13 protein-coding genes are annotated in these 16,923 nt (G+C 39.6%); 5 read left to right on the top strand and 8 right to left on the bottom strand.

The features are described from left to right. Window positions 1-40 precede the first annotated feature (40 nt). Window positions 41-652: an HAD family hydrolase gene (locus C9J42_RS19350; RefSeq protein ID WP_107206131.1), complete on the top strand. Its 612-nt coding sequence runs from the start codon at window positions 41-43 to the stop codon at window positions 650-652. A gap of 51 nt (window positions 653-703) precedes the next feature. Here C9J42_RS19350 and C9J42_RS19345 read toward each other — a convergent pair whose 3' ends face one another. After that, complete coding sequence (locus tag C9J42_RS19345) at window positions 704-2,704, bottom strand: methyl-accepting chemotaxis protein (RefSeq protein ID WP_107287155.1); 2,001 nt, start codon at window positions 2,702-2,704, stop codon at window positions 704-706. A gap of 326 nt (window positions 2,705-3,030) precedes the next feature. Further along, window positions 3,031-4,044 carry a nucleoid-associated protein YejK gene (yejK, locus tag C9J42_RS19340; RefSeq protein ID WP_107206129.1) on the bottom strand — a complete coding sequence of 338 codons (1,014 nt, stop codon included), beginning with the start codon at window positions 4,042-4,044 and terminating at the stop codon, window positions 3,031-3,033. A gap of 75 nt (window positions 4,045-4,119) precedes the next feature. On the opposite strand from yejK, the gene C9J42_RS19335 reads away from it, so the two are divergent. After that, the gene (locus C9J42_RS19335; protein WP_045083319.1) at window positions 4,120-4,338 is read left to right on the top strand and encodes a YejL family protein; all 219 of its coding nucleotides are present in this window, start codon (window positions 4,120-4,122) and stop codon (window positions 4,336-4,338) included. A gap of 51 nt (window positions 4,339-4,389) precedes the next feature. Beyond that, window positions 4,390-6,273, top strand: coding sequence for a DUF3413 domain-containing protein (locus tag C9J42_RS19330; RefSeq protein ID WP_107206128.1), 1,884 nt, complete (start codon window positions 4,390-4,392; stop codon window positions 6,271-6,273). A gap of 57 nt (window positions 6,274-6,330) precedes the next feature. On the opposite strand, the gene C9J42_RS19325 is transcribed toward C9J42_RS19330, so the two are convergent. Continuing rightward, window positions 6,331-6,606 carry a hypothetical protein gene (locus C9J42_RS19325; protein WP_107206127.1) on the bottom strand — a complete coding sequence of 92 codons (276 nt, stop codon included), beginning with the start codon at window positions 6,604-6,606 and terminating at the stop codon, window positions 6,331-6,333. Window positions 6,607-6,886: 280 nt separating this feature from the next. On the opposite strand from C9J42_RS19325, the gene C9J42_RS19320 reads away from it, so the two are divergent. Continuing rightward, window positions 6,887-8,506, top strand: coding sequence for a GGDEF domain-containing protein (locus tag C9J42_RS19320; RefSeq protein ID WP_107302244.1), 1,620 nt, complete (start codon window positions 6,887-6,889; stop codon window positions 8,504-8,506). 55 nt (window positions 8,507-8,561) lie between these two features. Here C9J42_RS19320 and C9J42_RS19315 read toward each other — a convergent pair whose 3' ends face one another. After that, window positions 8,562-10,547 (bottom strand): DNA topoisomerase III, encoded by a 1,986-nt coding sequence (locus tag C9J42_RS19315; RefSeq protein WP_107302243.1) that lies wholly within the window; start codon window positions 10,545-10,547, stop codon window positions 8,562-8,564. 166 nt (window positions 10,548-10,713) lie between these two features. Here C9J42_RS19315 and C9J42_RS19310 point away from each other — a divergent pair, with 166 nt between their 5' ends. Further along, window positions 10,714-11,493, top strand: coding sequence for a glucosaminidase domain-containing protein (locus tag C9J42_RS19310; RefSeq protein ID WP_107206124.1), 780 nt, complete (start codon window positions 10,714-10,716; stop codon window positions 11,491-11,493). Between the two features lie 68 nt (window positions 11,494-11,561). Here C9J42_RS19310 and mnmH read toward each other — a convergent pair whose 3' ends face one another. The 4 genes from mnmH to C9J42_RS19290 all read right to left on the bottom strand — a co-directional run bounded on the left by mnmH (window position 11,562) and on the right by C9J42_RS19290 (window position 16,226). Beyond that, window positions 11,562-12,653, bottom strand: a complete 1,092-nt coding sequence (mnmH, locus tag C9J42_RS19305) for a tRNA 2-selenouridine(34) synthase MnmH (RefSeq protein ID WP_107287156.1) — start codon at window positions 12,651-12,653, stop codon at window positions 11,562-11,564. Further along, entirely contained in the window at window positions 12,653-13,687 is a 1,035-nt protein-coding gene (selD, locus tag C9J42_RS19300) for a selenide, water dikinase SelD (RefSeq protein WP_107259701.1), read from the bottom strand. Before selD ends, mnmH begins: the two co-directional genes overlap by 1 nt. Window positions 13,688-13,901: 214 nt before the next feature. Continuing rightward, on the bottom strand, window positions 13,902-14,450 hold the full coding sequence (locus C9J42_RS19295; protein ID WP_107206121.1) for an NAD(P)H nitroreductase: 549 nt from the start codon (window positions 14,448-14,450) through the stop codon (window positions 13,902-13,904). A 126-nt stretch (window positions 14,451-14,576) separates the two neighbouring features. Then, the gene (locus C9J42_RS19290; protein WP_107302242.1) at window positions 14,577-16,226 is read right to left on the bottom strand and encodes an APC family permease; all 1,650 of its coding nucleotides are present in this window, start codon (window positions 16,224-16,226) and stop codon (window positions 14,577-14,579) included. Window positions 16,227-16,923 lie beyond the last annotated feature (697 nt).

Below are 16,923 nucleotides of genomic sequence, written 5' to 3'. Positions count from 1 at the left end.
TTTATCACCTTTGTTGCTAATCAATATTGTTGAGGATTCTATGATTCCATTTTCTCTCGATTTAAAAACAATCAAAGCTGTTATTTTTGATTTAGATAACACCTTGGTTACTTCAAACATAAACTTTTCTCAGTTACGCAAACAACTAGGCTGTCCTCAAGATATCGATTTATTAAGTTATATTGAAACGCTTAACGCTGATCAAAAGATGCATGCCAATAATATTGTTTTTGAACATGAGCTTTCTGATGCAGAAAGCTCTTTTCCCATGATTGGCTGCCATGAACTACTGATATATTTGCAAACAAATAAGATTAAAACAGCAATCATTACCAGAAACTGCTTGGCTGCAACCCACAGAAAACTCATTCAGAATCAAATCAGTGTTGAACGTGTAATTACCCGCGAATGTTTTCCACCGAAACCCAATCCAGCCTCTTTAGAATCATTAGCAAAGGATTGGGGACTGATGAGTAATGAAATACTTTACGTTGGTGATTATTTTTATGACTTGCAAGCAGCTTATAACGCTAGGATGCCGTCTTGCTTGGTCCATCATGGTAAGGCGTTAGCGTTTAGTGATGCAGCGTCATTAGCTTTAAATGAGCTAAGCGATTTACTTGTTCAATTTCAATCAGTAAAGAAGAACTAACAAGACCATCATAAAGATAGTCTTGTTAAATCAGTTATCATCATCAGCGACTTAGTGGGTGACAAATGTTGCCATTTGATGATTAAGTTCAGTAACTTGTTCTTTTACCTTAGAAGACGTTTCTGCTGCACTTTGACTATGATTGGATACCTGATTTACAGAATCAGTAATATCTGCCATGAGTACGGTAATTGAATTTGTTGCATGTGATTGCTGCTCTGCGGCTGCGGCAAGCTCTTCCATTTGACCATTTAATTGGCTAATTTTTTTTGTGGTCGAAAGTAACCGTGACACTGCTTTTTCAATATGTTCCGCGCCTTGATCGGCAAGAGATTGGCTACTATCAATTTCTTCAACCACAGCGTTTGTAGAGTGTCGAATCGCATTAATGATATCGTTAATCTCTGTCGTCGATTGGGTTGTTCTGGTTGCTAACATTCGAACTTCGTCTGCTACCACAGCAAAACCTCTGCCTTGATCTCCAGCTCTTGCAGCTTCAATAGCGGCATTAAGTGCGAGTAAATTCGTCTGCTCAGCTAAGCCTTCAATCACTTCCGTCACCCGGCCAATCGCTTCACTTTCTTTACTTAATCGCGTTACCTGAGTGCTCGCCGTAGCAATATTGTTGTGCAAGGTTTCCATTGTAATTTTATTTTGCTCAAGTGCATCACGCCCTAACTCAATTTCTCCTTTGGAATCTGACAACTTTTGTACCGATAACGTAACCTGTTCTAACGTATTGTCTGTGGCAGAAGCGATTTCTTCTAGTTGGTTTCCCATCTGCTCAATGCTCGCTTGTTGGTGCACCACATTCGATGATGTGACATGTGCAGAAGTCAGCAACTCTTCCATGCTTACATCAACTTGTTGAGCTTTATCAGTAACACCAGAAACAATTTCTGACAGTGAAGCATTCATTCTATTTATTGACTCAGTTAAAACGGCCAACTCATCATTCCCAACGACTTTAAGAGGAGGTTGAGATACATCACCAAAAGCAATCGTCTTTGCTCTCTCAGACAGTAATGAAATACGGCGACCAATGGTATTTCCCATATACTTTGAGATAGCAATTGCCGAACTAACAATTAATACAATGGCAATACACATAGTCGTTAGTACATTTTGAATTGATTGATTAATTCCTTGCCCGCTTTGATCTGCACGTTGTTGCTGTGCTTGCACTACCGTTTCTAAACTCTGCTCAAGGGCTACGGCTGAAGGTAACAGCTCATTTGCCATGAGTTGATTTGATTTATTCCATTCTGGTGAAAGGCGAAGGGCTATTACATTCTCCGCTAAAGGAAAGTAAAGTTGCTGCATCTCTTTAAAAAGCGCCCATAGGGATGCATGCTCTTCCGTTAATCGATCTAACTTTTTATCAATTTCAGCCACTGATTTTTTATGTGACTCAATGAGATCTCGATACTTATCTAAGTACTCTTGTTGTCCGTATAACAAAAAATCGCGAAGTGAAGCCAATGCATTTGCTAGTGATACATAACTGTCAGCATAAACCTTAAAGAGTCTTTTTCTCTCACCGCCAAACGGGTTACTGGACTCTTCATTAATCAAACTTTGGATCTGATCTAATGCGACCTCAGCAATAGGTGCCGCTTCATTAATGAAAAGGTTATGGGCGGGTAAATTTTCACGGCTATGGCTTAAAACAAGCAATTGATTCAATGATTTTTTAACAGATTGCCATTGTTCTTGAATGGTGTTGAACTTTTGTGCTGAAATCAACGTTTGAAGCGTTGGCAAAGACTCATCAATAGAAGCAATCGTCTTGTGAACATCCTTATTCAATTGTTGGCTATGCTGATCATCACCTCCCAATAACATATAAGCACGGATAGAAGATAGCGATGCTTGTACCGATTGCTGTATACCTCGGCTCGTATCGACGGTCGGTATATCAGAAGTCAGCAAAGAAGATGCATATTGTTCAACCGTCGATATATTGCGATAGGTAAATACCGAAGAAACAATAAAAAGCAATGCCAATAAGGCAAAGCTCAGTTGTAACTTCCTTGATATCGTAAGTTTCATCCATAAACTCCTGATAAAAATATTAATAAAATATAGCTAAATTTTACAAATTGTTAAATGAAACAATAAAAATAATTAACATTTATCCGAATTTAGAGATCTACTGCAAATTGCTTTTTTATAGAACGAGTTATATAAAAACAAAGCGCCATAATTTTGACGCTTCAATGCCATGCTGAGGCTAAAGAAAATAATCAAACGTGAGAAGAAATTAAGACGTGTTTTTGAGTATTACGATAAGTAAATAGAGAACAGAGTAACATGTTCAACATCGGCCATACTTTCAACGAAAAAGAGAATGGTATGGCCGATATCGCTTATAAAGATTAATTATCCGAGTTTAAACGACGTAATAGCTGATCTTTTAAATTCGGCGGTGTGCCTTTAATGGTTAACGTATCTGTTTCTGGATCATAGAAAATACGCTCACCCAACAACATACTGTCGAAATTAAGCGTCATACCACCGCCAGAGCCAACAAATTTCGTAAGTTTACGCATTGCTGTGCGATCGGCAGGAAAGCTTTCTTCTAACTCATAACCTTGCTTTGACGTGAATTCATAAAAGTTTGTACCGTCGTCTGAGGTCGGTAATTCACCTGCAAGTTCTTTTACCGCGACTTCATCACCCGCTTGCAGTTGGCTATTACAGTAATCATAAACCTGCTTACGGTATTGCTGTTTTTCTTCTTTATCTAAACGTGAATCAGCACAGAAATCTTCCACAGCTTGCATCAGCACTTGGTTTTGCTCTTTCACATCTAAACCAACATCTGCTTGCATAAAGTCTAAGAAAAAGTCTGCAATTTTTCGCCCCACACGCCCTTTCGCGAACGTTAAGTAACGCTTAGATTCAGGATCGGTTTCCCATGAAGACAGATCAATACGCGCAACAATATCCATTTTGGCAATATCAAGGTAGTCAGTCGCACTAATACTTAATTGCTCCGTTACTTTCATACTGTGACAGGTCGGTAACATACCAATAAACAGGTAATCTGTTGCTAATGACTGGTATTCCGCCATCACAACCGTACCCGCTTCAGCAAAAGGATATTTAGCCAATTCTGTTTGTAAACGCTTAACCGCCATATCTGAAAACGTTAAGAAATCTAATTCGCCTTGACGGAATTGCTTCAGCCAATGAGAAAACTCACTGTCTTGAGCAAAAAGTGCAAAACCTTTCGCCCCCTTACTGCTGTAAATGCGATGGAGTTCAGCCACGAGATCTTCAGTCGATGCATCGTTCTCAAGAGTCTGATTTCTTAGATGTATTTCTAGTTCATCTTGGTCGTTTTTTGTCAATTGATGAAGAATGACATTAGAAAGTGTTAGGCTCATAATGAAAAGGTTTTCAAGAAAAGTGAACTCTAGGTTATCATAAGTCGCTTATGTAAACATTAAACAAGATTTCTTATGCCAATTACTTCAAAATACAGCACTAAACAAGTTGAACAAATCATTGATGACATGTTCGATGTACTTGAAAAACATAAAACATCACCAGAATTAGCACTGATGGTTGTTGGTGATATTGCAACCAATATTATTAACGCGAATGTGCCGGCTGCTCAACGCGCAGTGATTGCAGAAAAATTTGCTAAAGCTCTGCAGACCTCAATTAAAAAAGACTAAGTTTAATAGTCATATTAAACTTGCATTGAAGACTGAGAAGAATTGACATTTATGGTCGCCAGCGGAAATACCTACAAAGAGAAAGTCTCACAGCTAATTAGCTGGGGACATTGGTTCAGTTTCTTTAATATCATCGCAGCCATGCTATTGGGTACGCGATATATTACACATTCAGACTGGCCAGCAACGCTGATCGGGCAACTTTACCTTTTATTAAGTTGGGTTGGTCATTTCGGTTTTCTTGTTTTTGGCATTTATATTCTCATTATATTTCCAGCAAGCTTTTTGATCCCCTCGCAACGTTTAATGCGTTTATTTGGGGTATTAGTCAGCACCGTTGGTTTAACCGCCCTATTGCTTGATACCTATGCTTATCAAACAGTAGATTTACATTTAAGCCCATTGGTATGGGATTTATTGTTAAGTGGCGATAAGACAGAATTAAATGCCAGCTGGCAATATCTATTTGTCGTTGTTCCAGTCATCTTCCTCTTTGAGCTAATGTGCTCAGAGTGGGTATGGCGCAAACTTAGAAAGCTAACCCGCAAACATGTTGGCGGTCCTATCGCCCTTGTTTTTGGGGTTTGCTTTCTAGGTAGCCATCTCATTTACATCTGGGCGGATGCAAATTTATACCGTCCCGTTACGATGCAACGTTCTAATTTCCCATTTTCTTATCCGATGACGGCAAAAACCTTCATGGAAAAGCATGGTTTATTAGATCGACAAGAATATGCTAAACGTCGTGCAGAGCAAGGCGTGCAAAACAGTGAATTTGTTCGCTATCCGATCAGTAAGTTAAGTTTTAATGATCAAGGCACAGACCAAAATCTTCTGATCATTATGGTTGATAGTCTACGCAGTGATATGTTGACATCAACGGTTATGCCTAACTTAACGGCATTTGCTCAAAACAATCTGAATTTCACCAATAACTACAGTTCAAGTAATAGCAATTCGACTGGCGTATTTGGCCTGCTATATGGCTTACCAAGTGGCTATATCAATAGTATTCGCGCTGAGAAAAAATCACCGGTATTACTCAATACTCTTCAAGAACGCGGTTATCATTTTGGTTTATTCAGTGGCGAGAATTTTGATTTACCGATTTATCGTGAAGCTATTTTTGCCAATGCTAAACTGGCAGTAACAGATTCACGACACTCTCATGACATTGAAAGTGATTCTCATGCAATAAAAGATTGGGATCATTGGTTAAATAAACAAAAACAAAATCAACCATGGTTTAGCTTCCTTGAATTGACCTCTGTTCAACAGTTTAAAGAAGGTGAACATTATAAACCTCGCTTCACTCCGTCATTAGGCAGCAATGCCATTAATGAAAAAGGGGTCGATTCCACATTGCTGCTCAAAAATAGTTACCGTAATGCGGCGTATCATATTGATGAAATGCTCGGACGAGTGTTTGCTCAGTTAGAAGCAAAAGGTGATATGGCAAATACCATCGTGGTGATTGCCTCTAACCACGGCACTGAATTTAATGAGACAGGTAACAACACTTGGGGCTCTGGCAGTAACTACAGCCAATACCAAATAAAAGTACCGCTGATCATTCACTGGCCAGATCATTCTGCGCAAGAAGTGACACGCTTAACCAGTAATTTAGATCTGGTACCGACACTGATGGAATCATTACTTAATGTCGCTTCAGCGAGCTCAAATTACAGTTCAGGTGTGAGTTTATTTGATAACAATAATACTCGTCGTTGGTTATTAGCTGGAGATGATTCTGATATTGTCGTTGTTCAAAATAAACAAACAACCGTGGTTGATAAATATGGTAATTACAATGTCTACGATAAAAATTACCAATTAGAAGACGAAGGCAAACCAAAGCTTTCAACACTAATGCAGGTCATGAATGAATTAAAACGTTTCTATGAACCGAACCGTAATCAAGATAATGACAAGTAATTATTTATCGTAAACTAAAATAAGAAGCAGCGTTAATTAATCGCTGCTTTTTATTTATCAGTGGTAATCATCCCTTGCATCACTATAACAATGGTTAAATCCATCTTGCCAACCATTAAAATACTTACCTTGCTTTGCCATTCGTTCAGGATCACGTCTAAACCCCTCTCTATGCATCATTTCATCAAGCTTTCTGCTGTGACACCCATCTTGATAACCATCAAGATAAGGGCGTGTAAAACCTAACTCAGAAAGCTGTTGATGACGACTTGTCGTGCATCCCGTTAATATAAAATATAAACAAACATAAAAGAAAAGTGGGTAAGACTTCATTATTAACACTCACCTAATATTGTTTACACTTCACAATTATTCACTATAAATATAATTGCATTTCACATAAGTATAGTGGTGAAAATCACTTTTTCATGTCTAAATAAAAAGACAGTTTAAGCCTCGATCTGATCGCATTTTTAACGCTTAATTTCAATAACAGTACAATTTTGTGGGTTATATCGCGCCTATTTATCAATGAATCGTTAAAATATAAACTGTTATAAATATTAAAAATAATATTAAAAATGAATTAGGCTCAATTGGAATATATCCTTTAATGAAGAAGCACGTTGATCTTTTTTATCAAAACATTACAAAGCAATGGGGGAATGCGCATAGCTTACGTACCATATGTGAACTAACTTGCCGTAATCTTATGGAGTTTTTTAACGTCCATCATTGCCAGCTTATTGTGGCTTATAAAGGACATTGGCAGTCTCTCGTGCAACAGAATGAAGCCGGTATCCAGTATAGTTTTCCACCTGTTGTCATTTCAGAAGAAACACATGCCGATATTTACCAATCACTTTTAGGGCAAAACAGCACACAACCTTTCACTACTTCTAATTCTGATTTTCATCGAGTGTGGCTGCCACTACAACGTCGTGAACAACGTATCGGCTGGCTAATTATAGATTTTCCTCATGCCGTGAAAGTAGATATTGGGGCATTTAGTCAATTGTGTACACTCCTTGCCACTGAAATTGATGCCAACCTTTTATCGCAAACAATTAAAACTGAAAATAGCTCTCGCCGACATGTAGAGCAAGAATTAAGAAACAGCCAATACGAACAAGATCTACTACTTGAGCAACTCCAAGCTATGCATAGTATTTCTTTCATGCTATGGCGAACAAAATCAATCAAAGAAATGCTCTTTATTGCCGTTGATGAAGGAAAAAAACAACTCGAAATCGATCGTATGGCAGTCTTTCTATTTGATAAAGAATACCGCATGCATGGTACCTATGGTACTGATATTGCGGGCAATACTATTGATGAATATTATTTTGAGTCAGTGATCCCAGAACAATGGTACGCCGCACGAACACTTGAAGAAAAAGAATACCTCGCCGTTCAAGAAAACACCCCGCTTTATCACGATTTAAAGCAGGTTGGCTTTGGCTGGAGCGCCTATATTGCTTTATGGGATGAAGATACCCCAATAGGTTGGATTGCTTGCGATAATCTGTTAACAGGTCGCCCTTTCCGTACTTATCACCACCAGTTATTAAAACAATACGGGTTTATCATTTCGCAGCATCTCGTTCGTCATCAGGCTGAAGATCGTCTCAAACGGCTCAATAGAGATCTCGAAAAGCGCGTACTTACCCGTACTGAAGAGCTTAATAACGTTAATAAGATGCTGGAAAAAATTTCTCGTCTTGACCCATTAACCAATATCGCTAATCGTCGCGTATTTGATAAATCGATTGCAGATGAATGGCGTCGAGCTGAAAGACATCAGTTGCCTATTTCTTTATTAATCATGGATATTGACCACTTCAAGCAATATAACGATCATTTAGGCCATGACGCGGGTGACCTCTGCTTAAAGAAAATAGCTCACGGGCTAGCTGATATTGAAAGACGAGCAGGGGCGTTATTTGCTCGTTTCGGTGGTGAAGAGTTTGTTTTATTACTTCCAGGTCAAGACAGTAAAGCCGCTGTTTTTTCTGCGAAAAAGATCTTAACCACAATGAATGAAATGGCATTGCCTTTCCCGCAGAATGAAGAGTCAGAAACGAAAAAAAATCCGATAGTCACCCTCAGTATTGGTGTGAGCTCTATGGTACCGACTCAAGGCAGTAGTTATAAAATGCTATTTAATACTGCTGATAAGGCCTTGTACCGCGCAAAAGATGAAGGGCGAAACTGTTACAGACTCTTACTCTAGTTTCAATACAAAGTGGCGACTCAATAACGTAACCACTTTGTGTCCTCTGTATCTTCTATTTTTCTTTTAGCTTTCGTTTTCGCGTTGTTTTACCTGCAGTATTAGATGAAGATTTTGCACTTGTCGTTTTCTTTGAGTATCGACGCTTCGCTCCCCCCTTACTCCATTCGGGTGACTTTAGATCGCGTAAGCTTTGTGGAATATCGGAGACTTTTACTTTTTCCATCAGGGCTGTTATCTGTACCTCTAGTGCGCCCATAAAGGGTTGATAAGCATATTTTTTATCTGCCATATCCTGTAGTTGATGTTCCCAATGCGCTGTCATATCAGGATAGGTTGCTTCATTCGGCAAGGCATAAATCAAGCCTCTCCCTGCCTCGGTTGCATGAATGGTTTTACCTTGTCGATGTAATAGCTGACGCTTAAATAAAATTTCTAAAATCCCAGCACGTGTCGCTTCAGTGCCTAAACCATCGGTATCACGTAAAATTTTCTTTAACGATGGATCAGAAACAAAGCGAGCAATCCCCGTCATTGCTTGCAATAAGGTCGCTTCCGTAAACGCTTTGGGTGGCTCCGTCATTTTGTCTTTTATTACACCATCTCGACAAGTTAATACCGTACCTTTTGTCAACGGCGGCACTTTATCAGCCAGATCGTTATCATCACCTTTATCATCTCGCCCTAATAATACCCGCCAGCCCGCATCCATTAGTTGACGTCCTTTTGCTACAAACTGCCCGTTAGCGATAGTAAAGACTAACTTCGCTTCCGCATAAATCGCTGCTGGGTAAAATTGCATCAAATATTGTCTTGCTACTAGCTGATAGATCTTCGCTTCACTGGAACTTAAGCTTTGTGGGTTCACCGCTTTTGGCGTAGGGATAATTGCATGGTGAGCATCCACTTTTTTATCATTCCATGCTTTGGACTTTAATGCTGTATTTGCGCCAGAAACCGCATTCGATAGGCTATTGTCTGTATTGGCAATAGCACCACAAACCTCACCAGCTTGCTTGAAATGATCGTTAGGTAAATAGCGACTATCAGAACGTGGGTAAGTGATCACTTTATGCTTTTCATATAACGACTGACAGATACTTAAAACATCTGCCGCACTCATACCATAGCGTTTAGCAGCATCAATTTGTAATGCTGATAAAGAGTAAGGTAAAGGCGCCGCTTGCTTGGTTTCTTTACGCTCAGATTCGGTGACTTCCGCGGCTTGTCCTTTTATACGACTCACCACATTTTCACAAAGCTGCCGACTGAGTATTCTTCCCTCTTCATCTTGATAAGGCTCGCAAGCTTTACTTGGTAGCCATCGCGCCTGAATCTCTTGCTCTGCATAAGGAATAAGTGCAAACACATCATAAAAAGGCTTAGGAATAAAATTAGCGATCTCATCATCACGACGCACCACTAAACCTAAAATCGGTGTTTGTACTCGCCCAACAGACAATACCCCCCGATACCCCCCTTTTTGCCCAAGTAAAGTATAAGCTCGAGTCATGTTCATACCATAAAGCCAATCAGCCCTAGAGCGAGCTAAGGCTGATACCGACAATGGTACAAAATCATGATTACTGCGCATAGAAGATAACGCTTTTTTAACTGCGGCTGGGTTAAGATCAGAAATAAGTAACCGTAATGCGGTCTTTTTCTTTGTCGTAGGTAATTTAGCGTAATCTATCACCTCATCCACCAGCAATTGCCCTTCACGATCAGGATCGCCAGCATGGACAATTTCTGAAGCCGATTTAGCTAACTTTTTAATTACCGCTAATTGCTGTTTCGCCGCTTTACGTGGAATAAGCTGCCATTTTTCAGGAATGATGGGTAAATCATTTAAATTCCACTTTTTATAGCGCTCGTTATAAGCATCAGGCTCGACTTGTTCAAGTAGATGTCCAATACACCACGTAACAATATCGCCATTACCGACTTCGATATAACCATTATTATTTTTATGAGGTCGAGGAAGCACTGCGGCAATCGCCCGACCTAAACTTGGCTTTTCTGCAATATATAAACGGCTCATCAAAATCTTTATATGACAGTGAATAATGCTGAAACTGTACCTAAAACAGCGCAGTGCAGCAAGAAATACTGGATATAAAACCAGTTGGCAACGCCTAATTTTGTTTCTTAGATGTGATAAAATGCGTCTTAATCAATACTGAACAGTCGATTCATAAGAGAGATAAATGCTTAATTTAAAAACATTGACCCCCGTATTCGCTGTTGTATTGCTACTTGGCTTGCTCTGGGTTGGGAGAGACTCATTGCATGATTTTATTGAACATAATGATTTCAGCCATCCCGATAAACCAAACTTTGGTGCCTTCCTCAACATTGACGAAAAAAAGAAAGCCTTCTTTGACTATCTATATCCGTTTGTTGAAGAAACTAATCACCAGATCTTAGAAGATCGTCAACAACTAGAACTCCTGAGTAAAGATCCAGCCAAGATAGATTTAGATAACGACTTGATTACAACGCTTAGTCAGCAATATGATCTGCCATTACCAAAAAAAACAATTACCCAGCAATGGCTAACAGAATTATTAAAGCGCGTTAATGTTATACCTACACAATTAGTCCTCGCACAGGCCGCATTAGAATCATCATGGGGAACATCACGCTTTGCTGAAAAAGGAAATAGTTATTTTGGCGAATGGTGCTTTACCGAAGGGTGCGGTATTCCGCCATTAGATATTGATCTTGAACATTATCATGAAGTGAAAAGTTTTCCTTCTATCCATGCAGCAGTAGAATCTTATTTTAATAACATCAATACTAATGATGCTTATAGTGAACTGCGTAATATTCGTGCAAAACTGCAACAGGATAATAAACCGATCACCGCACAAGCATTAGTTCATGGCTTACTCGAATATTCGCAAATTGGGCATCAATACATCCAACGCTTATTAGACCTAATAAACTCAAATAAAGATCTTATTCCAACCACGTCTTCTTCATAGATATTAAAAAAGCTGATCGTTAATGATGGCATTAACTGATCAGCTTCTATTTCATGTTCTCAATCACATTATGATTGCGCTTCAAACCACGCTTTTACTGTTTGATAATCACCACGAAAAACAATACGTTCTGCCTTTTTACTTAACTGATAGGTGTACATTGGATCATAATATTGTTCAAGTAAAGGCACTAACCAGCCATCATGATCTGACACAGATCCCGTTGATTGCATCACGTTAATCGCATGTTTCTGCGCATCGAGTATTTCTTGATGACGCTCTAGACCTAAACGCTTACGAATATTAAACATGCCTTTTTCAAGGTATTCTTCAAACAAGATCCAGCCTTGCTCTTCACCGTAGTGGGCTACATAATCACGTTGCATGGTGATCACATAGTCATCCAATAAACGGCCTAAACGCACGTCTATTGGATCTTCAATAACGGCGATGGATGCTTGTTTCATCGCAGCTTGAAGCGATAATGGCACCATCACGCAGCCAATACTCTTACTTTCATCTTCATAGATAAACTGTGTCACACCACGATCGTGTTTTTTTAGCATTTGTACCGCTAAATCGTTTTCAAAAGCGATTTGCGTACGCTGTGGGGTAACAAACCGACCAAATGATGAACCACGGTGATGGGCTGCACCTTCAAGATCAATACCATTCGTAAGCTCATTGACCATAATGGTTTTACCATTCCCCGTATTACCCGCCACAATCACAGTAGGCTTTTGTGCGATTTCATCAATGGTATCGATTAAAAAACGGCGAAGCGCTTTATAACCACCAGTAATAAAAGGAAAATCAATCCCCGCTTCTTTAAGCCACTGTTGGGTAATTTGTGAACGTAATCCACCACGAAAACAATATAAATACCCGCTAGGATTCGCTTCACAAAACGCTTTCCACTGGGCAACACGTGCTGCTTTTACTTCGCCATGGACTAATTCATGACCCAGTTTAATCGCTGCTTGTTGGCCTTGATTTTTATAACATGTACCTACTGCTGCACGTTCATCATCCGTCATCAAAGGACGACTAACAGAAGTAGGAAATGCGCCTTGAGTAAACTCAACCGGCGCACGCATATCCATTAACGGTGTATCATTAACAAACAGACTGCGAAAATCTTCGCAATTGGGACGTTGCATTAGCAAACCTCGATTAAGATATCGCCATCCATCGGCTCTAACTCACCAATCGCTTCCAGCAAAATGTCGTATTTTTTCGCAATTTCAATTAATTCAGCTTCACAATCAGGTGTTGCTGCTAATAATAAGCCACCCGATGTTTGTGGATCGCATAATACTGCTTTTTGCTGATCGGTCATTTCACCAAGTTTATCGCCATAACTCATAAAGTTACGCTCAGTACCACCTGGTACACAACCTTGCTCAATGTACTCATACACACCAGGCAATGTGGGCACTTTATCAAACCACAGCTTTGCTTTTAAATTGCTGCCTTCACAGATCTCTGTTAAGTGACCCATTAAGCCAAAACCTGTGACATCCGTTAGGGCTTTAACACCCGCAACGTCAGCAAAATCTGCGCCCGGTTTATTTAATTTGCACATCCAATCGCGTGCTAATCCTTGGTGCTCATCAGCCAACTTAGATTTCTTTTCTGCTGTTGTTAATACACCAATACCCAATGGCTTAGTGATATACAGCTTACAGCCTGCTTCAGCACTGTCATTACGCTTCACACGAGCAGTATCAACAATACCTGTAACAGCAAGACCAAAAATTGGCTCAGGGGCATCAATAGAGTGGCCGCCAGCAAGTGAGATCCCTGCTTCACGACATACAGAGCGACCGCCTTCAATGACTTGTTGCGCAATTTCAGGGGCTAAGATATTGACAGGCCAACCTAAAATAGCAATCGCCATAATAGGTTTACCACCCATCGCGTACACATCACTGATCGCATTCGTTGCGGCAATACGACCGAAATCAAATGGGTCGTCAACGATTGGCATGAAGAAGTCGGTAGTACTTATCACTGCTGTACCATTACCTAAATCATAAACGGCAGCATCATCTTTACTTTCATTACCCACCAAAAGGTTAGGATCTGAGAATGGGGCTAACTGGGTGCGTAAAATGGTGTCGAGAACTTGGGGAGAAATTTTACAACCACATCCGGCACCGTGACTGTATTGAGTTAGGCGAACATTTTCCATGACACGCTCCAAAAAAGGGAAAGAGTCAGGGATTCTACTCCTGCCCCTAACACCTGTCATCTTTAGAGCGAATATCATGCTATTTTTCCATTGATATAAATCAAAAATAGCGTTAAAAACAATCAATCTGAGCTAAAAAAGGTGACACCCCTCACGGTATTGTTCACCGAATAGGTATCACCTCTTTAAAATATAGTTTTGAAATGCTTTAGCGTTAAAGATATTCAACGAACTGGTTTAAGTCACGCTCATGCAGTTTAGCTTCACGGCAATTCGCCGAACCTAAATATAAAAAGCCCACGATCATATCTTCACCTTGTACGCCTAATGCTTCACGTACTACGGGATGATAAGCCCATGAACCTGTGCGCCAAAATCCAGAGAAGCCTTGTGCTACCGCCGCCATCTGCATCGCTTGTACCGCACAACCTGCTGATAAATGTTGCTCAATCACAGGGACTTTATGCCCTTCTGTTACCTTACTGACAACCGTAATGACCATGGGTGCACGAAATGGAGCCTTAGATGCTTTTTCAATTACAAACTCTTCGAGATCGTCGGCTTTAGCCGCTGAAACTAAAATATCAGCAAGACGTTGTAATCCATCACCTTGAGAAACAATAAAACGCCATGGCATTAAACCACCGTGATCGGGGGCACGCAGACCCGCTCGAAAGATATTATCCAATGCTTCCCCTTCAGGTGCAGGTTCAACAAGTTTAGGAATAGAGCGACGATTGAGTAATAGTGATAACGCGTCCATGACAACCTCAAATGAAAATAGTTATTTTTTAAATGTATCATGGACACTACAAGAGATTAAGATTCTAACCCTTTATTTTTAGTATATTCATAACCTGTCTAAATATAGAGGGCTATCGCAGCAATATCAGATAGAGTGCTTAACCAATAGTGCTTTTGCTGGCTCAGATTTCACTTCCAATTGCGCTAACTCATGCTCTAATTTTGGTGTTAACCACGCTGAATTAACTCCCCAGTAAAAGAAAAATAAACTGACTACAGCAACAACAGCCATATCATAACCAAATGGAATAATATTGATCCCACCAAATTGATCACTGCCAATAAACGAAAGTACAACCATAGTGACAAAATAACCGAGTAACCAAGCACTCGACTTCATGTGTTGTTTAATATTTTTCCAACCGCGATTATTTTGAAAGTAAGCATAAATCACAAACCCTAGCAGTAGAATAAAGATCACTTTGCCCGTCAACGGCCAACGAGACCAATAAAGCACTTCAGATGAGATAGCAAAACCTAATGGTGCAATGATTTGTAACGCTTTTAAACGAACAGGACGTTCAGCATCTGGAGCAAGCTTTCTCAGTGACATCGCCGCCATCGGACCTACAATGTAGGTGACAACCGTTGCCGCAGAAATAATCCCAGCTAATTGTCCCCAGCCTCGGAATAGGTATAAGAAAATAAAGCCGACAAATAAATTCACCCACAATGCTGCACGGGGAATATGATATTTAGGGTGTAATTTTGACCACGATTTTGGTAGGTGGCCATACTCACTCATCGCAAATAACATCCGCGTTGTTGTCCCCATATAGGTAATACCAGTCCCAGACGGAGAAACAAAAGCATCAACATAAAGCAACATCACAACAAGGTTAAGGTTTAGTGCTATCGCTAATTGAGCAAATGGTGATGAGAAATCCAAACTCCAACCTTTTACAGCAAGCTCCGATGGTTCAACACCACCAATGAAAGCGGCTTGTAACCCTAAATACAAAAATACAGCGATGATAAGCGTCAGAATGATTGCTCTTGGTAAATCTTTACCGGGATTTTTAGACTCTCCAGCAAAGTGCATCGGGCTTTGAAAGCCATTATAAGCAAAAACGATACCTGCTGTTGCTACGGCCGTTAGTGAGCCAGCCCATCCATAGGGCGCAAAGGAATGATTAACAGCGGTAAAGTTTTGCGGATGAAATCCAGCTGCGACAATCGAAGCGACACTGAAAATTGGGATCGCTATTTTAAAGATCGTAATACTGGTCTGAGATTTACTAAATAAACTGACACTCCAGTAATTAAGTAGAAAGTAAATCAGCATTAATCCCGCCGCAATAAGTAACCCAACGAACGACAAACTTTGGGTTTGAGCATTAAATATTGTTGATGTAATAGGTTTAGCCCATTCCCACTGCCAAGAATGCATGTACTGTACCGAGGCTTCAGCTTCAATAGGAATAACGGTCACAATTGAAAGCCAAGTAGCCCAAGCCGCCATATAGCCAACAATGGAGCCATGAGTCAGCTCTAAAAATCGAACAGGACCACCAGATTTAGGGAACAAGGTTGCGACCTCGGTATATGTCAACGCGACAACCAACACAGCTATACCGCCTATCACCCATGAGACGAGTGAGGCAGGTCCCGCAATTTTTGCCGCGTGATAGGCGCCAAAAAGCCACCCCGAACCAATTATCGAGCCAATACCTGTCATGGTTAATGATACTAAGCCCATCTTCCTTTTAGGCTTTAGCTCTAAATTATTATTCATTTATAGTTATCCTTCCTGTTATTAATACTGACTTTACAAACTGCTCTTATTAGAACTAAAAGCAGACAATGCTATCCAAAGTGAAAATTCAAAAAATTAACATTAATAAAAAGTGGTTTTGTAGTTGTAATATTAATAATGCTGTAGCAGAGGTAACTAAGCAGAAGCGTTTACTTATATGTTTTTAGCGATTCCTATATTTTTTATCATTTCATAAAGTCGTAGGTCAATAACGACAGTCTTTTACTAACACGACAGTACCAACTAAAAATTTCTATTTTATTCTCTGAGTATTGAATATATTGGGAATGGGCGTAAATTTCACATTTATATTTTCACTTTTTTATATATTATTTTAATGTTTATTCGCCACATCTGATTAATATCATCAAAACAGAACAATTTCCTTTTCTTACCACCACCAAGAAAATCAAAAAATCCACTTTAAAAACATAAAGATAAAAGCAAAGCCCCATCATTTACTTTGAAACACCATTAATTGCACTACGCATTTTTAAGATCTATACCACATCTTTAAGTAAATATATTTACACGTTTCATTTAAAAACATGGAATATTTCTAAGTGTTTTTTATATCAATTAGCGATGGGTATATTTATCACCCTTACTTTTATTCAATATGAAAATAAATCATTCATCCAATATGTATCATGTCTCTTATTATCAAAATCTCCCC

This window comes from Photobacterium sp. GB-56, from assembly GCF_003026105.1.
Classification (GTDB): Bacteria; Pseudomonadota; Gammaproteobacteria; order Enterobacterales; family Vibrionaceae; genus Photobacterium.
This window is presented reverse-complemented; position numbering and strand designations above follow the sequence as displayed.